We start from the raw sequence: 24,819 nt of genomic DNA, 5'->3' as shown, positions 1-24,819 counted from the left end.
GATATGGAGACGATTTTACAGTTTAAAAATTTGGATTATTATTATGAAAGTAATGGAAAAAATGTAGCGATACTAGATAATGTTAACTTTTCTTTTCAAAAAGGTCATTTCTACACGATTTTAGGACCATCCGGATCTGGCAAAACCACAACCCTGAGCTTAGGTTGTGGACTGGATGTCCCTAAAAATGGTTATGTACTGTATAATGGCAAAGATATTAGAAAAATTGGTTTGGATCGATACCGTAATCAAAATGTATCTGTAATTTTCCAATCTTATAATTTGATAACCTATATGACAGCTCTTCAAAATGTCTTAACAGCAATGGAAATTACAGGTGTTAAAGTGCAAAATAAAACAGCAAGAGCATTACAATTATTAGAGAGGGTAGGACTCACAGAAGTTGAAGCGAAACGAAACGTCCTGCAACTAAGTGGTGGTCAACAACAGCGTGTAGCAATTGCTCGAGCACTATCTTGTAATGTTGATTTACTGATTGCAGATGAGCCGACAGGAAACCTCGACGAGGAAACCGCAATGGATATTATAGAACTGTTTCAAGAACTTGCACATAAAGAGAATAAATGCATTATTGTTGTGACGCACTCACAGGAGGTTGCTAAAAAATCAGATCGTGCAGTGTATTTAAGTAAGATGAAGTTGGTCGTAAATGAAATCTAATATAAATATCGTAGTTATTTAATTAACATAATTTTCAAAATTTTATATTTGATTTATAATAATATCAAACCATAATCAAAATGGTCTCCCTGTACTGAATGTTAAAATAGTTTGTCGTTCCCGTTTTAATAATATTGCCATGGTTCTAAGCGCTAATCCGTTATAAATACTGAAAAAGAGCCCTACATAAATAGGACTCTTTTTCTTGAAATATATTAAGTTGCTGGATATAAATCAGAACCAAGGTAACGTTCTTTTATAATTTGAAGATGATGAAGCTCATGACCAGCAATGATGTATGCTAATGCACGAACTGTAACTTCAGAATTATTCGCATTTCCTCTTTGTAACCAAGCTTCTTTATCTAAGCTTCTAAGTAAATGCAGGGTAGATTGGCGAACAACTATTAAATTCTCAAGAAGATCTTGCATAGATTGCTTATCAAAAGCAGCTCTAAGAACATACATATCATCATTATAGCCTGGAAGTTCTGCTGTCTCGCCTCGAGCGATTGATAGTAATCGATACGCCATAATCCGTTCTGTATCTGCTATATGACCCATTACTTCTTTTATACTCCATTTAGTAGGAGCATACCGGAAAAGTCCCTCACTATCAGAAATTCCCTTTAATAAAAGATTCGTTTCCTTCATTTGTTGTTCTAGAATATGTATGATATTTCCGTCTGATACCAAGTTGGTATACGTTGCATAATAGGAGTTATATTCACTTACTTGTGGTCTTATTTGCATACGAATCATCCTTTATGTTTTATGTTTAATCTTTACATATAGCTTACCATAAAAAAATTCTAAATTAATCTGAAAAATGGAGGGAAATGTGCATTTTTCATCTTCCTTTTCAGTTTCATAGATGAAATGCATCTCAAATAAGAGAATCTAATTTGCTGCTAAGCAGAATTTCGTTTTTTTTTGCTGTTATAGTAGAAGATAAATATGTAAATTGAATACAGTTTGTCACTACTTATGATAATCGCCATTTAAGAAGCAGCATTTGTCCATTACGTGAAAAACCTGTTAATAAATTTATACTTACTACAAAAACAAACAAACTCGTCCTATTTAAAGGAGAGTTTGTTTGTTTTTATGTTTAGATAATGGAATACTCATGCAAAATTGTACACTATGTTCCATATTTTTTATTGAATACTTTATATCTAGCGTTTCAAGAATTTGTTTAACAATATATAGCCCTAAACCATTTCCTCCAGTATTTCGATTCCTTGATTTTTCAATTCGATAAAATGGTTTGAAAATTTGTTGTATCTCTTCATCTTTAATATTGACACCTGTATTTATAATTTTCATTTCGATTTGACCTTGTTTAGAATCCTCAATTAACTTTATATAGACTTTTTCATTATGTGGTGAATACATAACCGCATTGTGAATAATATTTTTACATGCTTTTTCTAAAAGAGCACAATCGGTATAAATAGAAAGGTCAGAATCAATTTCTTTTATTATTTCGATGCTTTTTTGAGAAGCAAAAAATTCGAGATCTTTTGTGATTGTACCTATTAACTTTGAAGGATTAACTTCCTCTACTTTTAGTTTGAAGGTGTGTTGTTCTAATTTCGATACGCTTAAAATTTCACGAACTAATTGTTCCATACTTTCAATAATTTGATGATTTTTCTTTAAATATTGATCGCGATTTTGATAAGGGCCAATATTGTATATCATTCCTTCTAAGTATCCTTTCATTACAGTAAGAGGAGACTTTAATTCATGTGCTACAATCGCAAAAAACTCTCTTCGTTTTGTTTCTATTTCTCTTTCTTTTTCAATATCATTTTTTAATTGTTCATTTGCTTTTTTTAAATCAAACATAGCTTGTTGCAAGTTAATAGACATGTCATTCAAACTATTAGATAATTCTCCTAACTCATCTGTAGAGCGAACCTCAATTTTTTCGGAGAAATCTAAATTTGCCATCTTTTGTGCACCTTCATTAATATAAATAAGTGGCTTTGTAATAAACCTGGAATAAAAATAAGCACTTCCTATACCAATAACGAGCACAATGATACTAATATAGGGGAGAAAGCGTACTAAAACTTGTGAAGCTTCATCAATCGGTTGAAATGTAGCAAAGACTATAAGCGTTAAACTACCATCTTGGAATTGAATTGGTTTCGTAACGTTATATGAATTGCTAAGGGTACTTGTATTCTCGAATCGTGTTGCTTTAGTAACTACTGTTTTTTGCGTACCACTTTGAATAAAAGAAAATGAAGGAGAGTAAATAATTACTCCTTCTTTATTTTGAAGATAAAGCATCGCATTATTTTTTTTGGCGTATTCATCAAAAAGTGGTATCGCATCTTGAAACGTAAGATTTTTAGACTTATCAATGATTTCGTTTATCCCTGTTTGAAGTTGATCTGTTTTATATTGCTCATAAAATGTAGGGAGAAAGAAGTATAAAGTTAAATAAATCAATACTGCAAAGGATAATAAAATGAGAGATGTAGTCATAAAGAGTTTATAAGTAATTTGCTTCATTTTCATGAGTTTCACAATACTATTCATCAATTTTATATCCAATACCCTTTATTGTTTTAATATAAGGGATAGCTAATTTTTTGCGTAGGTTTTTAATATGTGTATCAATTATTCGTGTTTCTCCAAAATAATCGTAACCCCAAACCTTTTCAACGATATTTTCTCTTGTGAGTACTTTTCTCTCATTTTGAAATAGTAGTTGTAGAATTTCAAACTCTTTTGTCGTTAATATAATTTCAACGTCATTTACATATACTCTATATGCATCCACATCAATACGCACTTCTTTAAATATCAAATGATTATTTACATTTTTATCATAACTTCTTCTAAGTACCGCTTCGACTCGTCTAATCAAAACATGAAATGAAAAGGGCTTTGTTATATAATCATCGATCCCAAGGTCGAATCCTTTCATTTGATCTTCCTCTTCTTCCAACGCAGTTAGCATAATAATTGGTACGTTTGACTGACTTCGAATCATTTTAGAAACTTCAAACCCATTAAGATTGGGCATCATGACATCTAGAAGAATTAAATCAAACGATTGCTTATTAAATTGTGTCATACCCTCTAGTCCATCTGAAGCGACTACCACTGTATAATGCTGTGTCATTAAAAATTGTTTAATTAATTCCTGAATTTCTTGATCGTCCTCTACCACGAGAATATGATAGTTTTTCATAATATCACCTCTGGTAGTCATTATAGCCGCACTATCTGGAGTTTATGTGGAGATACAATAGGAACTTCATAGGACGTTTAACGTATTAGCTTCATTTTCAAGAATGTGTATTCTCCAAAAAAATATTATTAGCCATATTCCTTTTTATGAAAAAATAATTGTATGCTTGAAAAAACTTATCGTATGAAAAGCTGAACGATTTATATTTCTAAAAAACTAATGTATAATATTGGGAACTGTATGTGATTTCTTAAACTGTGTGAACATATACTTTCGCTACTTACTAGAAGGGGAAACGAAAATGAATTTCAATATAAAAAAAGTTAGCGAAATTATAGAGTGTACGTCACAAACTTTAGAGTTTTTTTGCTAATTTAGTAAACGCTTAAGGTGTGAACTAAGGATTATTTAAATCATGCGAGAAAGGTTGTGAAATTATTTGATGGGTTATAAAGCGATGCTGTTTGATTTAGATGATACATTACTTGATAGGGATAAAGCAGTAGAGGCATTATTTTTAATTGTTTTAGAAAAGTGTTATGAAAATGTAGATGGTGCGGCTAAAAGCAACATGTTACAGAATTTCAAAGAATACGATAAAAGGGAATACGGCATGTGTGATAAAACAATAGTTTTAGAATCGTTGTTTGATGAATTCCCGCCGAAGTATAGATTGCCACGCAATTACATCCAAGATTTTTGGAATAATAATTTCCCTAGATGTTTTTCAATAGACCAAAATACTGTTCATTTCTTAAATCAAATAAAGAAGCACTTTAAAGTTGGAATTATAACAAATGGCTCAACTCAGAGGCAAAAAGCTAAAATATTTAACACGAATTTAAATAGGTATTTTGAAACAATCATTATTTCTGAAGAAGTGGGATTTAGTAAACCTGATAAACGTATATTCGAACTAGCATTAAATAAGCTAAATTTACAACCGGAAAATACTTTATTTGTTGGAGATGACTTAGAAAAGGATATTGCTGGTCCTCAAAATGCAAATATAAAAGGTGTGTGGTTTAACCCTCAGAAAATCAAGAATACTACCAAAATACAACCATATGCCGAGATTAACACTTTGGATAGTTTGTTAAGTTATGTTACTCCACAATATTTTTATAACAAGTAAAAGTAATTCCATATATATATTCAAAAATATAAAAAAAAAGGAACTATCATTAATTTCATTGACCGTATTAGTAATAAAAAAATATATATTTACAACAAAAAATAGAGGCCATTTTAATAGCTGAGGCTAATTTAATCTATGATTAATACGAAGTTTTGTAAAACAATTTTACTCATACTGTGTAAATTATAAAGGGGTGAGACTATGGAAATAAAGAAAGTAGTAATCGATGGAATCAATATTGCGGTTATTGGTATTAATATCGAATGTTCAGTCTGCATTAGATACTATGGCAACAGTTCAATATGAGGTAGATGCGAAACATATTATTATCCATAAATCTTTAATAAGTGAAGATTTCTTTGATCTAAAAACACGGCTTGCGGGCGATATCCTTCAACAGTTTATAAACTACAAGGTAAAGATTGCTATTGTTGGAGATTTCTCTATATATACTAGTAAAAGCTTAAAGGATTTTATTTATGAATGTAATAAAGGGAATGACATTTTTTACTTAGCAACTGAACAACAAGCAATTGAAAAACTAAGTACATTAAAGTAATAATTATATCCTGCTAAATTCCCCCATTTCACTTAGTTAATGATTATATACGATATAGAAGAACTGATGTTTGTGGTAAACTAAGAGATGAATAAAGGGGGAGTTTTTTTGAACAATTTTAATGATACGATCCGAAATTTAAACAATATAGTTTACAAACCTAACAATTTAATGATTACGAATCTAAAAGAAGAAAAGCAAAACGCAGAATATGCAGGATGTTTATTCCACTTAAATAACAAAACCATTCGTTTTAGAAAATCAAAATTGACTCCTAATAAAATTGGGCAATTTGTTTCATTTTGGGAGAAAGATGAAAATATGCGAAATAGAGCTTTCTCTTATGAAGCTGCTCCTGATTTATTAGTAATCACTTGTATTGCTGATAATAAAGTAGGACAATTTATTTTTCCTAAAGAGATTCTTCTTAAAGAAAAAATATTGAGAACACAAAATCAAACAGGGAAAATGGCAATGAGAATTTATCCTGTTTGGGATACCACCGTTAGCAATCAAGCTAAAAAGAGCCAAACGTGGCAACGTCAATATTTTGTTGATTTAAGTGATAGTAATAATTTGCCTATAGATAAACTATTAAATTTATATTCGTAGCTTTTGGTTTGCCCCGAAAAGAAGTAATTACAGAAAAGATATTTGTAATGACGCCTTCTATTAATTTAACTCGTGAATCGTAATTTTTGTACCGGTACAGTTAAATGAAATGTACATTGTTACAGTGCCCCTTAAAATTTACAATCAGCATATATTATTTAAACTTATAAATTTTTAAGGGGTGCTAATTATGACAAGTTTACAAGATCAGATTTTCACAAGATTAAATCTAAAAAAACGTAATGAAGTAAAGTTTGAAGAATTACCTACTATACTCTTTTCGTTTGCGCACACTATACCATTTGAGAATTTAGATGTTATAGCACGAAATACGAATCAAATCTCTCTGGAAAACTTACGGGAGAAAATTTTAACTAGTTCCCGTGGTGGACTTTGCTACGAATTAAATACTCTTTTTTACTATTTCTTAAAAGACTGTGGCTATGATGTACAACTGGCATTGGGTACGGTTTATAAAAATGATATAAGTGCATGGGCACTTGAGGATGGCCATATAACAATTATTTTAACTTATGAAAATGTACAGTATTTAATTGATGTAGGTATAGCTTCGTTAGTACCTCTAGTTCCTGTACCTTTTACTGGCGAGTCTGTTTCTTCAAAAAATGGTTCGTACCGGGTGAGACGGAAAGATACGAGTAAAGGAAATTATGTTTTAGAAAGAATAGATACTGATGGAGAATGGAAAGTTTGTCATGCTTTTTATAAACATATTATTGATGAGATAGTAGTAAACGATGTTCAAAGAAGAGTGATAGAAGATGAGAAGTCTATTTTTAATAAAGGACCAATTGCAGTAAAGTTGACGAACTCCGGCCATATTTCATTAACGAATACAAGTTTAACTGAAATGATTCATGGGGAAAAAACTAAGCGTGAAATTACAGAAGATCAATATAGAGAGTTTTTATATACTTTATTTGCTATTAAGTTATGAATAATAAAGATAGCCGGTACTTATTCAGAAGCGGCTATCTTTATTATTTTTGGTGTAAATGGTTTTCGTCTAATATGTTTCGGAAACTGCGGTATAGTTAATGTTTTTAATATTTCCGTAGCTTCTTCATATGTATGAAAAACTGGCTTTTTTGCAGCAGGATAATATGATTTAAAATTTGATTTTCTTAATACATATAATACACTAGAACAGTACGAAAAAGTATGTACAATGAATTTTGAATGTAAAGGAAGATTAATATGTCAGTTATTGATAAATTGAAACTTAATAAGTATACAAATATGGTCGTTATTAACGAACCAAGTGATTATGACATTTTTACAGGTAAAGAAACTGCATTCTCAAAAAAACACGATGCTATCTTTATATTTGTAGAAACGCTTGATGAAATGGTGAAACAAACGAATTTTATTATTAGTAATGAAGAATTACTAATTGAAAAAGGTTACGTGTTCTTCGCATATCCGAAAAAAGGTAATGCTCGTTATAGTACGTTTATTCACCGTGATGAGATGTTTCCGGCATTAAACGTTGGAGAAGATGGTTATGTGGGAGAAAGCGATATTAAATTTGCACGAATGGTAAGTATGGATGAAGTCTTTACTGTTGTAGGTTTAAAACGCGAGAAGAAAAAAACAACGAAAACATCTGCTATGAGTCAATGTGTTGCCGATTATGCAGATCGAATTAAAGATGTTGAAGCATTATTAGCTAATCATCCGAATGAACTTAAGTTTTATCAAAGTTTAACGCCTGGATACCAAAAAGATTGGGCACGTAATCTTTTTTCTGTGAAACAAGAAAAAACACGTGAAAAACGTCTAGAGAAAATGATAGAAATCCTTTCACAAGGCTATAAAACAATTGAATTATTCCGTAAAAAGAAAAAATAATGACTAAGAAAGTCACAATGCTGCAACAATTAATTGTGATGAGTACATTGAAAAAAGTATTCCTTCCATTATACTAAGGAATGTTCTTATATTTATATAATTAGCAAAAAGAGAAAAGGTGTTTGAAATGAAATCGTATATTGTAGTTGGATCTGGAATTTTAGGAGCGTCTACTGCTTATCATCTTGCTAAGGCAGGTGCGAATGTTACTATCGTGGATCGCCAACAATTAGGGCAAGCAACTGATGCAGGAGCAGGTATTGTATGTCCATGGCTATCACAGCGTCGTAATAAAGCATGGTATAAAATTGTTAAAGGCGGTGCACGTTACTATTCTTCGTTAATTCAGCAATTAGAAGAAGACGGTGAAACTGACACAGGATATAATCGTGTAGGTGCAATTAGTTTACATACTGACGAGAAAAAGTTAGATCAAATGGAAGAGCGAGCTTATAAACGACGTGAAGATGCCCCAGAGATTGGTGAAATCACTCGCTTATCAGCTGAAGAAACAAAAAAATTATTCCCGGCATTATCAGAAGAATATAGTTCTGTTCATATTAGTGGTGCTGCACGAGTAAATGGAAGATTATTACGAAATGCATTAATAAGTGCTGCGAAAAAACATGGTGCAACTTTTATAAAAGGCGATGCAGTATTAGTCCGTGAAGGAAATCATATTACTGGAGTTACAGTAAACGATGAAACACTTTTAGCAGAAAAGGTTATTGTAACTGCAGGCGCATGGGCGAACGAAATCTTGAACCCATTAGGAATTAATTTCTTAGTTACATTCCAAAAAGGACAAATTGTTCATCTGCAAATCGAAAATACAGCAACAGAAAATATGCCAGTTGTTATGCCACCGAACGATCAATATATTTTAACGTTTGACAATGGGCATGTCGTAATTGGTGCAACACATGAGAATGATACTGGTTTCGATCATCGTGTAACAGCAGGTGGTTTACATGAAGTATTCCATAAGGCATTAGCAGTTGCACCTGGCTTAGAAAATGCTACAATGCTTGAAACGAGAGTTGGATTCAGACCATTCACACCAGGATTCTTACCTGTTATCGGACCACTACCTAACTTTGAAGGAATTCTCGTTGCGAATGGATTAGGCGCTTCGGGTTTAACAGCTGGTCCATACCTAGGAGCGGAACTTGCTAAACTAGCGCTCGGACAAACGATTGAATTAGATTTAAATGATTATGATGTTGCTGGCGCAATTGAATAATATAGGGTACTGCTAACATTTAGAAAAAACCATGCCAAACATATTCGACAGGGAATAAGCAGTTTTTCCTCTGTTAAGAGTAAGCCTGTTTATGAAAAATAAAATTCTTTAAAAATAGAGGGCTGACATTATAAACCTGCATTAATAATGTAGAATTGTGATGTCGGCTCTTTATTTATATTTATTTAAAACTTATTTTCGAGAGGAGCTTAAGCAATGAGAGCACCATATCAAGTATTGATATTTCCTTATATAAAAACTGCCGATTCCATTCAATATGCTATTTTCAAACGAAGTGATTATGGTTATTGGCAAGGAATAGCTGGTGGCGGAGAAGACGGTGAGATTCCTATTGAATCAGCAAAACGGGAAGCGTTTGAAGAGGCTGGTATTACAAGAGAATGTCCATATATACAATTAGATTCTGTGTCTTCACTACCAGTAGAGGATGTAGTTGGAGGATTCCTTTGGGGCGAAGAGGTTTATGTAATAAAAGAATTTTCTTTTGCAGTTAAAGTCCCTACAAAAAACATATCATTATCTAAAGAACACTTCAATTATAAATGGTTATGCTTCGAGGAAGCAGTAACGCTTTTGAAATGGGATAGCAACAAAACAGCATTGTGGGAATTAAACAAAAGACTATTAAAACAATAAAAGTTTTTGCTAACAAAGATATTAGTGGAACAAGAATTGAACAATTAAAAAAACCTTGCTACACTTCTAAACAATGTTTTAGATTATAAAATAGAGTAATATAGATTTGGCATGGTTAATGAACTAAGAGAACTTGCACTAAGAAAAAACCTATACAGTTGACTTTGATAAAATGAAAATAGTTAAAAACATTTTTATGTCGTACGGTTTTTGGCTATGAATAACAGAATAAATATTAAGTATTCAACAGTTCAAATAGAACGATTCAGCTTTTTATTTTAAGAAGAAAGATGACTCGTTTTATGCTAAAATTCGCTTAGTGTAATATTTTCGTTAAAATGTGGGTGGGCCCCTTTTAGCAAAACCGGAGTGGGAATGATGAGTATAAATAGTTTTGTGGGATTGATAAAGGACGAATTATTAAAAGAGGTAAGAATAAGAAGTGTGGATGAATTCGAGCCTGTAGTAGTTAAAGATATTCCTAGACTTTGGAAGTGTTTAGGAACAGGTAATTATGCCGCAGTATTCATGCACAGAGAATACAAAGATTGGGTAGTGAAAGTTTACGTGCGAGAAGGAGAAGGAATTGAAAAAGAGTCAGAAGTATACCGAAGAATTGGAGATCATCCTTCTTATTCAAAGCTTATATATAAAGGAGAAAATTTCATAGTATTGAAACGTTTAAAAGAAATTACCTTATACGATGCTATTCATAAGGGGATTAAAATTCCTAAGCAGGTAATACTTGATATCAATGAGGCTTTAGAGTATGCGAGGGAACAAGGATTAACTCCTTGTGATGTTCACGGGAAAAATGTGATGATGGAAAAAGGAAGGGGATATGTAGTAGATGTATCTGATTTCTTAAAAACAAAAGAAGATAGTAAGTGGAGGGATCTAGAAAAGGCATATTTCACTTTTTATTTTCCTTTCATTTATAAATTGCCTTTCACTGTTAAAATACCGTATTTTATGTTAAACATTGTTAGACGTTCGTACAGAAAATATAAGAAGTTTAAAAAGAAATTTAAATTATAAAAGAACCACATATGTTCCTGAAAACGATTTGAATTCACATAAATAACTTTAGAAAAACTTTAAATTTTGTTTAGGGGATACTTCAAGACCTTAGCTTGCTAGGGATATGGTGCTACCTCAAAATATAAAAAGATTAGGAATGAATCCTAATCTTTTTATTTATACATATTTTTGTTAGTTATATCACTATCAATTCCAAAATGGGACATTTTGAATAAATGAAACCGTCAAAATAAGTGTTGATGCGGAACCAGCAGTTACTAAAGTTACTATCTTTCGTCCATTCTGTTCTTTTGAAGGTTTTATAAGTTCTGTAATTAACACAATCCATATTATGATAGAGACTATTGAAATAATATTTATAGACATATGTAACACATCCCTTCTTGTTTTTACATAAATATTTCTTCTTTTATAAAATAAAAGCAATTTAACAAGAAAATAGGTACCGCATTAAAAATCAATATTTTCCTGTTAAACCACCTTTTTTAAATAGAAATACGACTGATAAAACGATAACAACGGCCTTCAAACTGCCCCAATATGGATAAATAGCATGATCTGTTAGACTAGCATATTGAAAGAAATTCTCTAAGCCGAAAATTCCTATCATGACTGCTAAAATGAATGAAGCTGATCCATACTTCCCGTTATGATAGAGGGTAAATAAGTATAATGCACATATAAGTGGTACGATGATTTGTAATAAGAGTGTCATAATTAATCCCCCTAATATATCGATAATTATATTATATACAAAATTGTAATAAAAAGGAATGCGACTTATTTGATACTAACAGAACTACTCTAATCATATTCTTCTATAAAAAAGAGTAAAAAGGGGTGTACAGTTAATTGACAAAAGTTAAAGTTAGTTTACGACCCATTGTTCATAACGTAAATTTACCAACTGTATTGAAAACAACGATACTTCCAGGTGAATCGACCGAAAGACTATTTATCGCAACTCAATTAGGAGAGATTTTTTACATAGGGGACGGAGTTATAAAGACATTTTTAGATATTCGTCACCTAATTATTAAATTAGGTACATTTGAAGAAGGTGTTTCTAGTAGCGGTTATGATGAACGCGGATTGCTTGGACTTGCGTTCCATCCACACTTTTTTCAAAATGGGTTATTTTATCTTCATTATTCAGTAGCTGGAACTCAAGGTCCAGGTGCACTTTCTAAACAATTTAAACCGAATCCTTGTGACCCTAAAACTTTAAATTTAAAGTGGGTAAATAGAGATACTCAATATGATCATATTGATACAATTGAAGAATGGATTTTTCAATCAAACGGTCAACCTCAAAAACGTAGAACATTACTTAATATAAAACGCCCGTTTTTTAATCATAACGGAGTCAATAGCTTAAACTTTTCACCTGAGACTGGAAAACTTGTTTTTACAAATGGAGATGGCGGATCAGGTTATGATCCATTTAATTTAAGTCAAGATGATTTGGAAATAGCAGGAAAAATAATTGAAATCGATGTAAATAAAAATACATTTATAAATAACCCTCCTGTAGTTACACGTTTTAATGAACTTCCTTTATCTATACAAGAAACACTTACAGTAGTTGCAAAAGGAGTACGTAATATAACCGGCATTTCATTTCAAAGGTTTTATAATCAATATATCAAATACGCCGGAAATGTCGGACAGGATATTGTAGAGTCTGTTTTTTCATTTGTTCAATATAAACCTATACCAGTTACAGAACTTGTTCAAATGCATTTTATGAGGTTAACTCCCAATCAAGATGGTTTTATCAATTTTGGGTGGCGAGGATGGGAAGGGAATTTACCTACTTCTTTTATACGACATTGTTCCGAAAATCAGGCTTTGGATGAGAGAACAATGGTTTATTATGATGAAACAATACAAACTTCAGTGAAGCGTATTCTGCCTCTACTTAGTTATTTTCATAAAGATTCTAGAACAGATAAGTTTGGAGGAACTTCACTTACAGGAGTTCAGCCATATATGGGAAATGCAATTCCAAATTTAACAGGTAGCGTTGTTTTTACTGACCTTGCTAAGAAAGAAGATTTTCGACCACCAGTTAAGGGTGTTTTAGCTTATACTAGAGCAGGTACAGATGGTAAACATGCTGACTTTCATGCTATTGAAACCAATTATGATTTTGGTACGCAACCAGCTTATTATATGAGTTTAGGAACAAATTCGGATCAAACTAAATTATATTTAGGAGTTTACAGTTCTATGAAAGTAACTGATTTTAACAAAGGTACCATTTTTGAAATTATTCCTTGATACGATATAAATTCTCAGTTTAAAAACATAAAGAGTTTATTCTGCTTCCAAAACGCACAACTTGACTTGTCCCCCTAAAAATCTTCAATCTATAAGTATCTATTATATAGTGATTTATAACTAGTAGAAAGCAACTCATAAACCATAAGTGTATGAATAATATAGAAAGTAATGAATGTGGTATCTTTAGGGGGTATTTTAATGAATTGGTTTGTACGTTATTGGTATCAACTGATGATAGAACATGATACGAGCTTTGTTCATAAAAGAAAATTGTCCCTTGCGAATAAGTTAGTACTTACAGCTTTGATGAGTGCATTGGCCACCATGTTTCAAGCAGCTGGGAACTTAGTTCCTGGTATAGGTTTGCTCATTAGCCCATTTTCGACATTACCGATTTTTTTTGCTATTTTCTATTCTATTCGTGAGGGAATACTTTCTTATGTTCTTACTATTTTTCTATTATTTATTATTGAGCCCAGTGAACTAATTGTCTTTCCTTTTACTACAGGCTTATTAGGTCTATCCTTAGGAGTATCCTTTTTAAAATTAAAGAGGAGAATTTGGATTGTTTCTTTTTCAGCAACTTGTCTACTTATAGGTATTATGATCGTTCTCGATGTTTTCCACTTTCCGGTACTTGGTCCTGCTGTTCATACAACTATGGATATAAAAATTATTTTATCAATATTTATAATGAGCTTTCTATACTGTTGGATTTATGCAGGTTTTTGCAGAATAATGATGAATAGATTATATAAAGTGTTGTATTGATAATGGCATAATGAGGATTGGAGATTGAATTTATGACTAACGTTGCAGTTAGAAGACCGAATTTGAATGATGTAGATGAACTATATTTATTTTTCCGTATAGTTATTACGAATACATACAAAAATGAAGGATTGTCACAATTATTGGATGACATAGAAAATGAAATTAACTCAAAAAAGCAGTATTTGAAAAGTGATTTTGATAGTAACGGAGAAAGTCGTTACTTTTTATTAGCAATTGATACAAGTAACGATAAAATCATTGGAACAATCGAAATCGGTCCAGCAAGTACATTGATTAATAGTTGTACAGGTGGTGTACTTAAAAATTTGTATGAAATAGGAACTGTATTCATACTTCCGGAGTATCAAAGAAAGGGAATAGGGAGTTTATTACTACATACAATGTTTCTTACATTACTTAGCAGAGGGATAACAGAATATTGTTTAGATAGTGGATATAAAAATGCGCAAAGTATATGGATAAAAAAGTTTGGAAAACCTAGCTATGTATTGAAAGATTACTGGGGAGAATCCAGTGATCATATGATTTGGAAGAAAAGTTTACATGATACACCTATAATATTTGAATTATAAAATGAAATATGCCTTTGAGCATAGCTTTTCTTACTTATGTATGCTATTATTTATCTTTATAATAAAAGAGGACGTGAATGAACTTGATTAAAATTAATATTCCTGAAGCTGATGTTTCAATTACTGAACGTAAACAAGTTATTAAAGGAGACGAGCCAATCATTACTCCAATTAATGGATTTATCGATTTCCACTTGTTCCCTAGAGATAAAGGCGGCATTTTTATGTTTTACAATATTAATGACGAACTTCTTTTCGTAGGTAAAGCTCGTAAAATTAGACAACGTATTAAGAAGCATTTTGAAGATAATGTTTCACCAATTAAAAACCACCGTGATGAAGTATACCGCATTGATGCATGTATCGTAGAAGATCCAACAGAAAGAGAAATTTACGAAACATATATCATTAATGAATACAAAGCGAAATATAACGTTGATAAAGTATTCTACAAATAATCAACATTAATAAAAAGCAATCCTAGTTAATATGCCAGGATTGTTTTTTATTTAGATTTATTCTTCATATCTTTCTCCTTTTTTCAAATGATTAGCAGCAACAAAACAGATTACACCTATAAATATAAGTACAATACCAACCGTTTTATGTTTTCCCTCAAAGAAAGGAATATCTGAAATAACATTTGTCATACATAATCCTAAAAATACAAGGATAGGGCCCACCCAAAGTAATACATTACCGAATTTTTTGTGCTTCCACATAATAACCCTCCTTAATCCTCTTTACATATATATCCATAAATGAAAAGTAAATTCATAGAGAAATATAGTTTTTTTCATATCGAAAATTTAACCCTCATATATTGGTACAAGCAAAAGAGAAAGGAGACCATCATGAATTGGTTAGAAGCTTTCATACTAGGTATAATTCAAGGTTTAACAGAATTTTTACCAATCAGTAGTACCGGACATCTTTATTTAGGAAGGCATTTGTTCCGATTAGATGAGGCTGGCTTATTTTTAGATACGATGCTGCATATTGGGACTTTACTTGCGGTGTTTATTTATTACAAAAAAGAATTTATATATTTAATTAAAAATCCATTTTCAAAATTAATGCTGCTACTTATTGTCGGAACGATACCCGCAGTTGTAATCGGATTGTTGTTTAAAGATTTTTTTGAGGATATTTCAAAAACAGGTATTACAATTGGTTGGGAGTTTTTAGTGACAGGATTCTTTCTCTACTTGGCGGATAAACAAAAGAATGGTCGTAAAAAAATGGACGACATTACATATAAAGATGCATTTATTATCGGTTCATTTCAAGCGGCTGCTATTTTTCCGGCAATTTCTCGTTCTGGAATGACAATCGTCGCTGCATTATGGAGGAAGTTGGACCGCGAAACTGCTGCTTACTTTTCTTTCTTATTATCAACGCCAGCGATTGTCGGAGCTATCATTTTGCAATTTGTAGACGTTTTTCAAGGGAAAGCAGAATCTATTTCTAGTACATCTTTAATTGTCGGAACGTTATCAGCAGCGTTTTTTGGATATATAGCTGTTTCATGGATGATTCAATATTTAAAACGTCACTCCTTAAAAGTATTCGCGTATTACGTATGGGGATTAGGTATTTTAATTTTAATGTTGCAATTTACTGATGTATTTTAAGTATAATGATAAAGAAGTTAATTAGTTTAAGATCCTGTTTCATTCATACAAGGCAGGATCTCTTTTTATTAAGGGGGAAAATATGTTTAATAAGGCTATCGTTATTGGTGGAAGCATGGCAGGAAAGTTTGCAGCAAAAGCATTATCAACTTCTTTTAAAGAAGTAATCATTATAGAAGCTGGTGAAAGATGGGATGGAAAGTCTTCGATAAAAAGAGTTCCACAAAGTAATCATCCTCATGTGTTATTAAAAGGTGGAGAAATCGCAATTGAGGAATTGTTTCCTAATATTACGAATGAATTAATAGAAGCGGGTAGTATTATAAACAACTTTACGCGTGATTTGAAATGGAATCAATTCGGTCTATGGAAACAACCGTTCATAGGGGAAATACATATGATTCAACAAAGTCGTCCTTTGCTAGAATGGCATATTCAAAAACGAATACATCAAATTTCAAATATTACTATTAAATATGGAACATTGGTTAAAGGGTTATTGGTAGATGCAAAGCTTAACAAAGTGTGTGGAGTAAAAGTTAAATATTTAGAGACAGACACACAAGAAGAAGTTCATGCGGATCTTGTAGTTGATGCGAGTGGATTTGGCTCGAAAAGTATAGAGTGGCTACGAGAATACGAAATTGAAGTAAAAGAAGAGAAAGTTCGTATTGATTTATTTTACGCAACGAAAATGTTCAAACTTAAAGAAAATGAGGAGTTAGACTGTTGTAACATGCTAATGTCTCCGAGTTTCCCTGATAACCCTTATGGTGTTCTTATTCAAACGATAGAAGATAATCGTTATTTTGTTACTTTTAGTGGATACGCAAATGAGAAAGCACCACAAACAGATGATGAGTTTTATGATTTTGCTGAAAACCTATCAATTTCTAATGTTACAGATTTCCTAAATAAGGCTGAGGGAATTACTGATATAAAGACATACAAAATTCCTTATCAAGTACGCCGGCGATTTGATTTAGTGAATAATGTACCAGAAGGATTATTAGTTGTTGGAGATGCGCAATGTCGTTTTGATCCCGTTTTCGGCCAAGGTATTTCAGTTGCTGCTATGGAGGCTCACCAATTGCAATTACTTTTGCAAGATAGAAAACAACTTGATAAAACATTTACACAACAATTTTATAAAAAGGCAGCTACTATAATAGAAACCGCTTGGGATATGACAACAACAGAAATTTCACGTCACCCGCAACTAAAGAGAGAATTAACTACAAAACAAAAATTTCAGCTATGGTATACGAAACAAATATATCGACTATCTGCAAGTAATTCTGATGTTTATATTCGGTTAGTACGAGTGATGAATTTAATTCGTAGTCCATTTCATCTTTTTCATCCGAAAGTGCTACTAGCTGTATTACTTAATCGAAAGAAATAGCAGGAATATAATTGATTAAAAAAGAATGTATAACATTTAGTAAATCAAGAAGGAGAATACGGGATGGAAATATACATAGAGCAACTAAAGAAACAAGATGCTAAGGATTTATATACGTTTGAACTTACGAATAAATCTTTTTTTGAAACAATGGTACCAAATCGTGGCTCAAAATATTTTGAATTTGAATATTTCCAAAAACTACTAGACGATTTATTAATAGAACAGGTGGATGGAAATTCTTATTTTTATTTAATTCGTAATGAAGAAAAAGAAATTGTAGGACGAATCAATTTAGTAGATATAGATACAGAAACTCGAATTAGTTCGCTAGGGTATCGGGTCGGAGAAAAATTTACTAAAAAAGGAGTTGCAACAGCAGCCGTAAAATTAATTTTAGATGTAGCGAAAAATAATGAAATTACTGAAGTTCATGCTAAAACAACGACTAATAATCTCGCATCACAAATTGTACTAGAAAAAAGCGGATTTTCTTCTTATCAAAACGAATCAGATGTAACATCTGTAGAATTACATGGAGAACATGTGAAGTTTGTACACTATATTTGGAGAAATACTTCGCGCTTATAATAAGGAGGACTTATTCATGAATGATTTACGTTATCCAATTGGCCAATTTACATACAAACGTCCTATAACTGCAGAAATGATTGATACATGGATTCAAGAAATTGAAGATTTACCTAATGAACTAACAAAGGCAATTAAAGATTTAGATCAGAAGCAGTTAGATACACCATATCGCATTGGAGGTTGGACTGTACGTCAAGTAGTTCATCACGTCGTTGATAGCCATATGAATAGCTACATACGCTTTAAATTAGCACTGACAGAAAAGAATCCAACTATTAAGCCGTATAAAGAAGAGAAGTGGGCAGAGTTACCCGATTCAAAATTACCGGTAGATGTTTCACTAGTAATGCTAGATTCATTACATAAAAGATGGGTTAACCTGTTATATTCTCTAAAAATTGAAGATTTAGAAAAGACATTTAACCATCCTGAAACTGGTGAAACAAAACTTGCTGTTGCAATAGGACTATACGCATGGCATGGTCGTCACCATACCGCTCATATTACTTCTTTAAGAAAGCGTCTAAATTGGTAACATGGAGATTATATTAGAGAAGGCGACAGAAACTGATGCAGAAGTTATATTTCAAATGCAAATAGACTCATTTAGCTCTTTATTACATAAATATAAAGACTATGAAACAAATCCAGCAAATGAAACTATCGAAAAAACTATTTGTAGAATAAATCATGTAGACGGTGGCTTCTATAAAATAATAGTGGCTATGAATCTTGTTGGAGCGATATGCATTTCACAAAAAGAAACACCCTCTAAATTTTGGATCAGTCCAATGTTTATTCACCCGAGTTATCAAGGAAAAGGAATTGCCCAAAAGGTACTTACATTAATTGAGGAAATGTTTCCTGAAGCAACGAGCTGGGAACTTGCTACTATTTTAGAAGAAGAGAAAAATTGTTTTTTGTATGAAAAGATGGAGTATAAAAGAACAGAAGCTAAAAAGGAATTAAATGATAAAACTACACTTGTTTATTACAAAAAAGAAAGGTAAAGCATACAAAATACGCTTTACCTTTCTACATTATTTAAGATTAAATATACAAAAATAATGTATATTCTTCCAAAATACTCGGGTTAGTAATTTTTGAAATGAATAAAAATACAAAAACCACTACTTTGTCGTAAAGGTTACTAACGCTTTTTGAATGCTTAAAATACTATCGTCACCTTTAAATTCTTTCGTAATTGGATCCTCCATACTAGACACCCAAATTTTAAGTTCTGCATCTAAATCAAAATGCCCAGCCGTTTCGATGCTATATTGTGTAATACTTTTATAAGGAATAGAATGGTATTCTGTTTTTTTGCCAGTTACTCCTTGTTTATCTACTAAAATAAGACGACGATTTGTAAATACGATTAGATAACGAATTAATTTATAAGCATGCTCTACTTTTTCATCGTCTAGCATAATCTTCTCTAAATCACGTTCTACACTTTCAGAACTCGTATTTGATGCATTTCCTAAAATACCGCTAAATAACCCCATATTAAATTCCTCCTTTAATATATGTGGAATGAATTACTTATATTGTAACATGTTACTCTCAAAGATATTATGACTTTACTTTAGTAGTTTCTGGTTATTGTTGTAATTAGTTTATATAACCTCATCTTAAAATCTTATGCTAATATGGAATTAAGAAAAAAGAAGCAGAGGGATATAGCATGAAGAATATAGGTTTAGTATTAGAAGGCGGAGGAATGAAAGGTTTATATACTGCAGGTGTACTCGAATATTTCATGGAAAAGAACTTATTCTTTCCGTATGTAGTCGGCGTATCAGCAGGAGCCTGTATGGGAGCAACTTATTTATCACGTCAAAAAGGGAGAAATAAGAAAGTAAATACAGAGCTAGTAGCAGATCACCGTTATATATCTTATCGAAATTTGATTCGAAAACGCGAATTATTCGGAATGGATTTTTTATTTGATGAAGTACCTAATAAAATTGTACCATTTGATTTTCAAACTTTCTTAAACTGTAATGAACAGTTTGTCATAGGGACGACTGATTGCGAATCAGGACAAGCCATTTATTATAATAAAGCAGAACACGGAAATGATATTTTAAAAATCATTCGCGCCTCAAGCTCTGTGCCGTTTATAGCACCTGCTGTAGAATATAATAATCGAAAATTATTAGATGGAGGGATTATAGACCCTATACCAGTTTTGAAAGCCCAAAAGGATGGTTATGAAAAGAACGTTGTCATTATGACAAAGCCAGAAGGATATGAGAAGCAGCGAAATAAATTTTCAGGCCTGGCTAAAATTTTATATAGAAAATATCCGAAAATCGCAGAGAATTTAGTAGACCATTATCGTTTTTATAATGAGACGATATCTTATATGAATCGAGAAGAACAAAAAGATAATTTTTATGTAATTCAACCAAGTGTACAGCTTCCCATAAGCGGAATAGAAAGAAATAAGGAAAAGCTCGTTAATCTATATAATCTTGGGTATATCGATGCTCAATATCATTATGAAAACTTATTAAATTGGATAGAGAAATAAAGGGGTGGAAAGTTGAAGTTAGGAAAACGAATTATTTTTAAGGAATTGCAGAAAATGCATAGTCCACTTCATAAACCGTTTCCTTATCGTGCTACAGCAAAATTGCAGCGAGATTTAAAAAGTAAATTTACCGAAGATGACTGTATAAACGCTGATTTTAATCATTATTGGATGCATACAGCAGCTACTTTAAATTCTGTACTAAATGGAAACGAACAGAACATTACGTTTCAACAAATAAAGTGGTTAAGAAAATCGTTTTTCGAGTGGTTTCCGCAATATCGTTTTCTAGAAACAGAAATTGTGAATTATCCCATTTTGTATAGAGATTTCATAAGTTATGAGAAGACCAGAAAGCTATTACTTTATTACCTTACTGAATAAAAGCGAAAACGTACAGGTTACATTACTTGTACGTTTTTTTGTTCATAAAACATTCAATATTAACAACTAGTTTATATAGGAATTCTAATGAGAAGAAAGAAGTACATATAATAGAATGATGCAGGGGAGGAGAGAGGAATAGCTGTTTTACTTTAAGTTATTGTCCAACTCGAATACAGTTAGTTATTTATGTTAAAATATTTCGAGTGAAATCAAGCTTTTAAGGATTTCATTAAACATTAAACAAAACAAGTTAGCAACATAGAAGGGATAACATTAACATGAAAAACGTATCAAATATAGATAAAGTAGAATCAATAAAATCTTTACAGTCAACAATTAGTAAACTTGAAAATGCCTTATCACAGATGACTCAAAAAGGATCAAATACTACTTTAGTGAAAAAAAGACTCAAAGCAGCTAGTATCGGCTTAGCTATGTTAGAAAGTGTTTGGAAGCAAGAAACTCATCATTATACTCAGGAAGATTTAGCAGAAGCTCGTAATGTTCTAATTGGTTTGCTTCCATCAATTGAAAAGATTTACGTTAAGTCAAAGCTTGGGAGTCCTCAAAGAACGCTTTTAGAAAGAAGAATAAAATCATTAGAACTTTCTATTCAGGCAATTGATTACTTTTCTAATAAATAACTTCGCTAAACAAATAACTTACGACTACTTTTATATAGGGATTCTAATGAAAAAAACTACATATAGAATACTACAAAGGAGGAAGAGAGGTGACTACAATAATCAGTCCTAAGTTAGAGAAGCTTAAAAATCAATTAAAGAATGGAAACGAAAAAGCTCTTTATACTTTTTTGCATGAAATAAAGTCAAATCACACGCCACTAATAGAACAATGCCCTGCAGATAATCAGTATAAGCTTATAACGTATATATGGTTAGGGGATCAAAACACTGAAAACGTTTATGTATTCGGTAGTTTTCCTGGTTGGGATTTGTCTGTAAATCAATTACAACGATTGTTACAGACAGATATTTGGTATGTAACGTTTAGGACGGATAAGAGTTTTATTTCAACGTACTATTTTTCAGTAAACGATGTTTTCGAAAATGATTGGATAAAGCGTAGTGAACAGTACGAAATAGACCAATTTAATCGAAATACATTTGGAGAAGGTACCAATAAAGCGTCTGTGTTAAACATAGGAATGGAGGTGCAATATAGCAGTCGTTTTCCTTCAAATGATTATCCATCCGGAAAGATTGAAACATATTCTTTTTATAGTTCGATTTTAAATAACACACGCAAAATTCATATTTATACGCCTCATGATTATTCTCACACTTCACATCTTCAAGAACTTCTCATTGTATTTGATGGGAATTCATTCATTAATGACCTTTCAATCACAAAAACACTTAATTATTTAATTTACGAAAAAGAAATCCCATCGTGTATTGCTGTTGCTATAGATCCTGTCGATCGATTAGAAGAGCTAACTTATAACGATAAAATGAATGCATTTTTAACGAAGGAATTACTTCCGTGGATTCAATCTAAGTATCACGTTTATCAAGAAAGGAATCATACAACAATTGCTGGTTTCAGTCTTGGTGACCTAGCAGCTTTTTATGCAGCGCTTTAAAATCCACATGTTTTCGGAAACGTGTTGTCAATGTCTGGATCCGTGCATTGGAAAAAGGATGGTTATGAAAATCAAATTTCATCTATAGATTTAAATGCGACTCAACCTCATTTTTATATTGCAGCAGGAGAACTCGAAAACAAACCTCTTTTAACGGCTAATAGACGCCTGTATAAAGCTTTAAAAGAAAAAGAGTATCCAGATTACTTATGAAGAGTTTCAAGGCGGATATGACGGTATTTGGTGGCGAGAAAAGTTATTTGATGGATTGAAAGCATTGAAACGTACAAAAACGCTACTATAAAATGTAAAGAGGAGAGATTCTATGAATCAAGAAGAACTAGATAAAAAACTAAAAAAGCAAGAGATTTTAGTAAAAGATGAGAAAGTTTGGACATTTACGTATGAGGACCATATTAGTTCTATCGTAAAAGAAGCAAAAAAGAAAGGGTCTTTTGATAATTTACCTGGTAAGGAGAAACCTCTAAATCTAGATAAAGATCTTTCGTACAATCCTGAAAAGCAACTGTATAGAACTTTGAAAAATAATCATGTATTACCTAGGTGGATTGAGCTTTCAAAGGAAATTGATGATTTAAAAGAAAAGCTAAAAGAAAATACAAATACGGCAGAAGCAGCGGAATTAATTCGAACTATCAATAAAAAGGTTTTAGAGCATAATTTACTTTGTCCACCAAGCGCGCAAAAAATGAGGGTGAAAATGGATTTTTAACGATTTTCAATTAAGCTATCGCTTGCTATATAATTAAGTTAGGCATTTTCAATTCATTACTAAAGGGAGGCAAATGTAGTGAAGAATACGTATCAACTTCAAATTCCGAAAGAACTAGAACAGTATCGTAGTATTTTAGAAGAAAGTGTGAAACCGTATGTTAAAGTGTCTGGAACATTAGCAGAGACAACCCTTTTTGAAAGTAAGTTTGGTGGTTATCCGTATTTACCTATAGATCAAGAGCATCCTAAAGACTCAAACGGACAACCTATGATGCTACTTGCGCAGTTAAACCTTGAAGAAATACCAAACATTGAACATATGCCTCAACATGGAATGTTACAGTTTTTCATAAGTGCTGAAGAAGATCTTTTTGGAGCAGATTTTGATCATCCCACAAGCCAAAAAGACTTTCGAATTGTTTATCATTCTACAATCACAGCGGATTTAACTAAGGTGATTACTGATTTTAGTTATTTAAACACTTTAGATTTAGAGAATTTTATCATACCCGAAGCAGCAAAACTAAAGTTTGAGTTGGCATATCAACCAGTAACACCAAGAGATTATCGATTTGAAATGATTTTTAGTGATAACATTGATTGGGAAGAAATTGTTGATGAAGAAAATAATATAGAATTAGGCGAACTGTATGATGATTTATGTAAAGATCAAGGACATAAAATTGGCGGATATCCATTTTTCACACAGACAGATCCGAGAGAATGGGAAGAAAAATACCAACAGCATGACATATTATTGCTGCAAATCGATACAGACGATTCATTAAATATTATGTGGGGAGATTCTGGTGTTGCTAATTTCTTTATACGTAAGGAAGAGCTGTTAAATCTAGATTTTTCCAATGTCATTTACAATTGGGATTGTTACTAGAAGATATAAATAAAATAATAGCAAACAAAAAATCTTCCTGAAGGTAAGGGAAGATTTTTTTATATTAAAAATAAACGTTATGTTAACTAGAATAAAAAACAATGAGTGTAATGAAAGTCAAGCCTAAATAACAGAAATAACAACAAATAATGTAAAGTTGTAAAATGTGTGCAAATAGCAATCAATTCATTAAGTAAAACATAAAATAAAATCACTAATTTATATTTTGTATAGAAATAATTTTTCTGTATAAAAATTTCTTGCCGATCAAAAATGATTTGGATTCGTTAAATCTCAAGCGATTATTGATTAAGATTTGCTGTGATGAATTTATAACAAATAAAAACGATAAAAACTG

General features: G+C 31.7%; 29 protein-coding genes and 2 pseudogenes. 24 read left to right on the top strand and 7 right to left on the bottom strand.

Features of this window, described 5'->3' with window-relative positions; all coding sequences use genetic code 11:
• Nucleotides 1–3 precede the first annotated feature (3 nt).
• On the top strand, nucleotides 4–681 hold the full coding sequence (locus tag MR143_RS10435; protein ID WP_000447859.1) for an ABC transporter ATP-binding protein: 678 nt from the start codon (nucleotides 4–6) through the stop codon (nucleotides 679–681).
• Between the two features lie 215 nt (nucleotides 682–896).
• Here MR143_RS10435 and MR143_RS10430 read toward each other — a convergent pair whose 3' ends face one another.
• The 3 genes from MR143_RS10430 to MR143_RS10420 all read right to left on the bottom strand — a co-directional run bounded on the left by MR143_RS10430 (nucleotide 897) and on the right by MR143_RS10420 (nucleotide 3,894).
• The gene (locus MR143_RS10430; protein ID WP_199717751.1) at nucleotides 897–1,433 is read right to left on the bottom strand and encodes a DinB family protein; all 537 of its coding nucleotides are present in this window, start codon (nucleotides 1,431–1,433) and stop codon (nucleotides 897–899) included.
• Nucleotides 1,434–1,763: 330 nt separating this feature from the next.
• The gene (locus MR143_RS10425; protein WP_001084902.1) at nucleotides 1,764–3,236 is read right to left on the bottom strand and encodes a sensor histidine kinase; all 1,473 of its coding nucleotides are present in this window, start codon (nucleotides 3,234–3,236) and stop codon (nucleotides 1,764–1,766) included.
• Nucleotides 3,229–3,894 (bottom strand): response regulator transcription factor, encoded by a 666-nt coding sequence (locus tag MR143_RS10420; protein ID WP_000800727.1) that lies wholly within the window; start codon nucleotides 3,892–3,894, stop codon nucleotides 3,229–3,231. Before MR143_RS10420 ends, MR143_RS10425 begins: the two co-directional genes overlap by 8 nt.
• Before the next feature lie 442 nt (nucleotides 3,895–4,336).
• Between MR143_RS10420 and MR143_RS10415 the strand changes: the two genes are divergently transcribed.
• From MR143_RS10415 to MR143_RS10380, 8 genes and pseudogenes are all read left to right on the top strand, one after another.
• Nucleotides 4,337–5,029: an HAD family hydrolase gene (locus tag MR143_RS10415; RefSeq protein WP_000540720.1), complete on the top strand. Its 693-nt coding sequence runs from the start codon at nucleotides 4,337–4,339 to the stop codon at nucleotides 5,027–5,029.
• Between the two features lie 204 nt (nucleotides 5,030–5,233).
• Nucleotides 5,234–5,591 (top strand): annotated as a pseudogene (locus tag MR143_RS10410) (DUF4180 domain-containing protein).
• A 108-nt stretch (nucleotides 5,592–5,699) separates the two neighbouring features.
• Nucleotides 5,700–6,203 carry a MepB family protein gene (locus MR143_RS10405; RefSeq protein ID WP_001058783.1) on the top strand — a complete coding sequence of 168 codons (504 nt, stop codon included), beginning with the start codon at nucleotides 5,700–5,702 and terminating at the stop codon, nucleotides 6,201–6,203.
• 190 nt (nucleotides 6,204–6,393) lie between these two features.
• Complete coding sequence (locus MR143_RS10400; protein ID WP_000202737.1) at nucleotides 6,394–7,161, top strand: arylamine N-acetyltransferase family protein; 768 nt, start codon at nucleotides 6,394–6,396, stop codon at nucleotides 7,159–7,161.
• A 260-nt stretch (nucleotides 7,162–7,421) separates the two neighbouring features.
• Nucleotides 7,422–8,075 (top strand): YdeI/OmpD-associated family protein, encoded by a 654-nt coding sequence (locus tag MR143_RS10395; protein WP_199717750.1) that lies wholly within the window; start codon nucleotides 7,422–7,424, stop codon nucleotides 8,073–8,075.
• Between the two features lie 127 nt (nucleotides 8,076–8,202).
• Nucleotides 8,203–9,318 carry an NAD(P)/FAD-dependent oxidoreductase gene (locus tag MR143_RS10390; RefSeq protein WP_000844392.1) on the top strand — a complete coding sequence of 372 codons (1,116 nt, stop codon included), beginning with the start codon at nucleotides 8,203–8,205 and terminating at the stop codon, nucleotides 9,316–9,318.
• 216 nt (nucleotides 9,319–9,534) lie between these two features.
• Nucleotides 9,535–9,975, top strand: a complete 441-nt coding sequence (locus MR143_RS10385) for an NUDIX hydrolase (RefSeq protein ID WP_001202585.1) — start codon at nucleotides 9,535–9,537, stop codon at nucleotides 9,973–9,975.
• Between the two features lie 378 nt (nucleotides 9,976–10,353).
• Entirely contained in the window at nucleotides 10,354–11,013 is a 660-nt protein-coding gene (locus MR143_RS10380; RefSeq protein ID WP_000026516.1) for a protein kinase family protein, read from the top strand.
• 189 nt (nucleotides 11,014–11,202) lie between these two features.
• On the opposite strand, the gene MR143_RS10375 is transcribed toward MR143_RS10380, so the two are convergent.
• Nucleotides 11,203–11,382 (bottom strand): hypothetical protein, encoded by a 180-nt coding sequence (locus MR143_RS10375; RefSeq protein ID WP_000026326.1) that lies wholly within the window; start codon nucleotides 11,380–11,382, stop codon nucleotides 11,203–11,205.
• A gap of 91 nt (nucleotides 11,383–11,473) precedes the next feature.
• Nucleotides 11,474–11,731, bottom strand: a complete 258-nt coding sequence (locus tag MR143_RS10370) for a hypothetical protein (protein ID WP_000173572.1) — start codon at nucleotides 11,729–11,731, stop codon at nucleotides 11,474–11,476.
• A 137-nt stretch (nucleotides 11,732–11,868) separates the two neighbouring features.
• Here MR143_RS10370 and MR143_RS10365 point away from each other — a divergent pair, with 137 nt between their 5' ends.
• The 4 genes from MR143_RS10365 (at nucleotide 11,869) to MR143_RS10350 (ending at nucleotide 15,127) form a co-directional block, all read left to right on the top strand.
• A complete protein-coding gene (locus MR143_RS10365; protein ID WP_000169997.1) occupies nucleotides 11,869–13,299 on the top strand; it encodes a PQQ-dependent sugar dehydrogenase in 1,431 nt (476 codons plus the stop codon).
• A 201-nt stretch (nucleotides 13,300–13,500) separates the two neighbouring features.
• Nucleotides 13,501–14,073, top strand: a complete 573-nt coding sequence (locus MR143_RS10360; RefSeq protein WP_001103996.1) for a YybS family protein — start codon at nucleotides 13,501–13,503, stop codon at nucleotides 14,071–14,073.
• Nucleotides 14,074–14,105: 32 nt separating this feature from the next.
• Nucleotides 14,106–14,669, top strand: a complete 564-nt coding sequence (locus MR143_RS10355; RefSeq protein ID WP_000185960.1) for a GNAT family N-acetyltransferase — start codon at nucleotides 14,106–14,108, stop codon at nucleotides 14,667–14,669.
• 77 nt (nucleotides 14,670–14,746) lie between these two features.
• Nucleotides 14,747–15,127 (top strand): nucleotide excision repair endonuclease, encoded by a 381-nt coding sequence (locus MR143_RS10350; protein ID WP_001048941.1) that lies wholly within the window; start codon nucleotides 14,747–14,749, stop codon nucleotides 15,125–15,127.
• 57 nt (nucleotides 15,128–15,184) lie between these two features.
• On the opposite strand, the gene MR143_RS10345 is transcribed toward MR143_RS10350, so the two are convergent.
• Nucleotides 15,185–15,391 (bottom strand): hypothetical protein, encoded by a 207-nt coding sequence (locus MR143_RS10345; protein WP_000265461.1) that lies wholly within the window; start codon nucleotides 15,389–15,391, stop codon nucleotides 15,185–15,187.
• Nucleotides 15,392–15,523: 132 nt separating this feature from the next.
• On the opposite strand from MR143_RS10345, the gene MR143_RS10340 reads away from it, so the two are divergent.
• The 5 genes from MR143_RS10340 to MR143_RS10320 all read left to right on the top strand — a co-directional run bounded on the left by MR143_RS10340 (nucleotide 15,524) and on the right by MR143_RS10320 (nucleotide 19,312).
• Nucleotides 15,524–16,303, top strand: coding sequence for an undecaprenyl-diphosphate phosphatase (locus tag MR143_RS10340; RefSeq protein WP_001104297.1), 780 nt, complete (start codon nucleotides 15,524–15,526; stop codon nucleotides 16,301–16,303).
• Nucleotides 16,304–16,385: 82 nt separating this feature from the next.
• On the top strand, nucleotides 16,386–17,708 hold the full coding sequence (locus MR143_RS10335) for an FAD-dependent oxidoreductase (RefSeq protein ID WP_000482046.1): 1,323 nt from the start codon (nucleotides 16,386–16,388) through the stop codon (nucleotides 17,706–17,708).
• A gap of 63 nt (nucleotides 17,709–17,771) precedes the next feature.
• Complete coding sequence (locus MR143_RS10330; RefSeq protein ID WP_000409248.1) at nucleotides 17,772–18,299, top strand: GNAT family N-acetyltransferase; 528 nt, start codon at nucleotides 17,772–17,774, stop codon at nucleotides 18,297–18,299.
• A gap of 16 nt (nucleotides 18,300–18,315) precedes the next feature.
• Nucleotides 18,316–18,837, top strand: a complete 522-nt coding sequence (locus MR143_RS10325) for a YfiT family bacillithiol transferase (RefSeq protein ID WP_000999056.1) — start codon at nucleotides 18,316–18,318, stop codon at nucleotides 18,835–18,837.
• Nucleotide 18,838: 1 nt separating this feature from the next.
• Nucleotides 18,839–19,312, top strand: a complete 474-nt coding sequence (locus MR143_RS10320) for a GNAT family N-acetyltransferase (protein WP_000402628.1) — start codon at nucleotides 18,839–18,841, stop codon at nucleotides 19,310–19,312.
• A 120-nt stretch (nucleotides 19,313–19,432) separates the two neighbouring features.
• Here MR143_RS10320 and MR143_RS10315 read toward each other — a convergent pair whose 3' ends face one another.
• Nucleotides 19,433–19,810 carry a PH domain-containing protein gene (locus MR143_RS10315; RefSeq protein ID WP_242280731.1) on the bottom strand — a complete coding sequence of 126 codons (378 nt, stop codon included), beginning with the start codon at nucleotides 19,808–19,810 and terminating at the stop codon, nucleotides 19,433–19,435.
• Between the two features lie 179 nt (nucleotides 19,811–19,989).
• On the opposite strand from MR143_RS10315, the gene MR143_RS10310 reads away from it, so the two are divergent.
• The 6 genes and pseudogenes from MR143_RS10310 to MR143_RS10285 all read left to right on the top strand — a co-directional run bounded on the left by MR143_RS10310 (nucleotide 19,990) and on the right by MR143_RS10285 (nucleotide 24,461).
• Nucleotides 19,990–20,841 (top strand): patatin-like phospholipase family protein, encoded by an 852-nt coding sequence (locus MR143_RS10310; protein WP_000789261.1) that lies wholly within the window; start codon nucleotides 19,990–19,992, stop codon nucleotides 20,839–20,841.
• A gap of 12 nt (nucleotides 20,842–20,853) precedes the next feature.
• Nucleotides 20,854–21,225 carry a YxiJ-like family protein gene (locus MR143_RS10305; RefSeq protein WP_000765936.1) on the top strand — a complete coding sequence of 124 codons (372 nt, stop codon included), beginning with the start codon at nucleotides 20,854–20,856 and terminating at the stop codon, nucleotides 21,223–21,225.
• A 281-nt stretch (nucleotides 21,226–21,506) separates the two neighbouring features.
• Nucleotides 21,507–21,872: a hypothetical protein gene (locus MR143_RS10300; RefSeq protein WP_000800305.1), complete on the top strand. Its 366-nt coding sequence runs from the start codon at nucleotides 21,507–21,509 to the stop codon at nucleotides 21,870–21,872.
• 89 nt (nucleotides 21,873–21,961) lie between these two features.
• Nucleotides 21,962–23,138, top strand: a pseudogene (locus MR143_RS10295) (alpha/beta hydrolase-fold protein).
• Nucleotides 23,139–23,159: 21 nt separating this feature from the next.
• Nucleotides 23,160–23,567, top strand: coding sequence for a DnaJ family domain-containing protein (locus MR143_RS10290; protein ID WP_001070929.1), 408 nt, complete (start codon nucleotides 23,160–23,162; stop codon nucleotides 23,565–23,567).
• A gap of 78 nt (nucleotides 23,568–23,645) precedes the next feature.
• On the top strand, nucleotides 23,646–24,461 hold the full coding sequence (locus tag MR143_RS10285) for a YwqG family protein (protein ID WP_000799802.1): 816 nt from the start codon (nucleotides 23,646–23,648) through the stop codon (nucleotides 24,459–24,461).
• Nucleotides 24,462–24,819: the final 358 nt, after the last annotated feature.

The sequence above is a fragment of the Bacillus cereus group sp. BfR-BA-01347 genome (genome assembly GCF_022663835.1).
Classification (GTDB): domain Bacteria; phylum Bacillota; class Bacilli; order Bacillales; family Bacillaceae_G; genus Bacillus_A; species Bacillus_A thuringiensis_K.
The sequence above is the reverse complement of the archived record's forward strand: the minus strand, read 5'-3'. Positions and strand labels throughout refer to the sequence as shown.

Coding starts and splice junctions, on each gene's coding strand:
- MR143_RS10435 (WP_000447859.1), top strand. CDS start 4: ATGGAGACGATTTTACAGTTTAAAAATTTGGATTATTATTATGAAAGT.
- MR143_RS10430 (WP_199717751.1), bottom strand. CDS start 1,433: ATGCAAATAAGACCACAAGTAAGTGAATATAACTCCTATTATGCAACG.
- MR143_RS10425 (WP_001084902.1), bottom strand. CDS start 3,236: ATGAATAGTATTGTGAAACTCATGAAAATGAAGCAAATTACTTATAAA.
- MR143_RS10420 (WP_000800727.1), bottom strand. CDS start 3,894: ATGAAAAACTATCATATTCTCGTGGTAGAGGACGATCAAGAAATTCAG.
- MR143_RS10415 (WP_000540720.1), top strand. CDS start 4,337: ATGGGTTATAAAGCGATGCTGTTTGATTTAGATGATACATTACTTGAT.
- MR143_RS10400 (WP_000202737.1), top strand. CDS start 6,394: ATGACAAGTTTACAAGATCAGATTTTCACAAGATTAAATCTAAAAAAA.
- MR143_RS10395 (WP_199717750.1), top strand. CDS start 7,422: ATGTCAGTTATTGATAAATTGAAACTTAATAAGTATACAAATATGGTC.
- MR143_RS10390 (WP_000844392.1), top strand. CDS start 8,203: ATGAAATCGTATATTGTAGTTGGATCTGGAATTTTAGGAGCGTCTACT.
- MR143_RS10385 (WP_001202585.1), top strand. CDS start 9,535: ATGAGAGCACCATATCAAGTATTGATATTTCCTTATATAAAAACTGCC.
- MR143_RS10380 (WP_000026516.1), top strand. CDS start 10,354: ATGAGTATAAATAGTTTTGTGGGATTGATAAAGGACGAATTATTAAAA.
- MR143_RS10375 (WP_000026326.1), bottom strand. CDS start 11,382: ATGTCTATAAATATTATTTCAATAGTCTCTATCATAATATGGATTGTG.
- MR143_RS10370 (WP_000173572.1), bottom strand. CDS start 11,731: ATGACACTCTTATTACAAATCATCGTACCACTTATATGTGCATTATAC.
- MR143_RS10360 (WP_001103996.1), top strand. CDS start 13,501: ATGAATTGGTTTGTACGTTATTGGTATCAACTGATGATAGAACATGAT.
- MR143_RS10355 (WP_000185960.1), top strand. CDS start 14,106: ATGACTAACGTTGCAGTTAGAAGACCGAATTTGAATGATGTAGATGAA.
- MR143_RS10350 (WP_001048941.1), top strand. CDS start 14,747: ATGAACTTGATTAAAATTAATATTCCTGAAGCTGATGTTTCAATTACT.
- MR143_RS10345 (WP_000265461.1), bottom strand. CDS start 15,391: ATGTGGAAGCACAAAAAATTCGGTAATGTATTACTTTGGGTGGGCCCT.
- MR143_RS10340 (WP_001104297.1), top strand. CDS start 15,524: ATGAATTGGTTAGAAGCTTTCATACTAGGTATAATTCAAGGTTTAACA.
- MR143_RS10335 (WP_000482046.1), top strand. CDS start 16,386: ATGTTTAATAAGGCTATCGTTATTGGTGGAAGCATGGCAGGAAAGTTT.
- MR143_RS10330 (WP_000409248.1), top strand. CDS start 17,772: ATGGAAATATACATAGAGCAACTAAAGAAACAAGATGCTAAGGATTTA.
- MR143_RS10325 (WP_000999056.1), top strand. CDS start 18,316: ATGAATGATTTACGTTATCCAATTGGCCAATTTACATACAAACGTCCT.
- MR143_RS10320 (WP_000402628.1), top strand. CDS start 18,839: ATGGAGATTATATTAGAGAAGGCGACAGAAACTGATGCAGAAGTTATA.
- MR143_RS10315 (WP_242280731.1), bottom strand. CDS start 19,810: ATGGGGTTATTTAGCGGTATTTTAGGAAATGCATCAAATACGAGTTCT.
- MR143_RS10310 (WP_000789261.1), top strand. CDS start 19,990: ATGAAGAATATAGGTTTAGTATTAGAAGGCGGAGGAATGAAAGGTTTA.
- MR143_RS10300 (WP_000800305.1), top strand. CDS start 21,507: ATGAAAAACGTATCAAATATAGATAAAGTAGAATCAATAAAATCTTTA.
- MR143_RS10290 (WP_001070929.1), top strand. CDS start 23,160: ATGAATCAAGAAGAACTAGATAAAAAACTAAAAAAGCAAGAGATTTTA.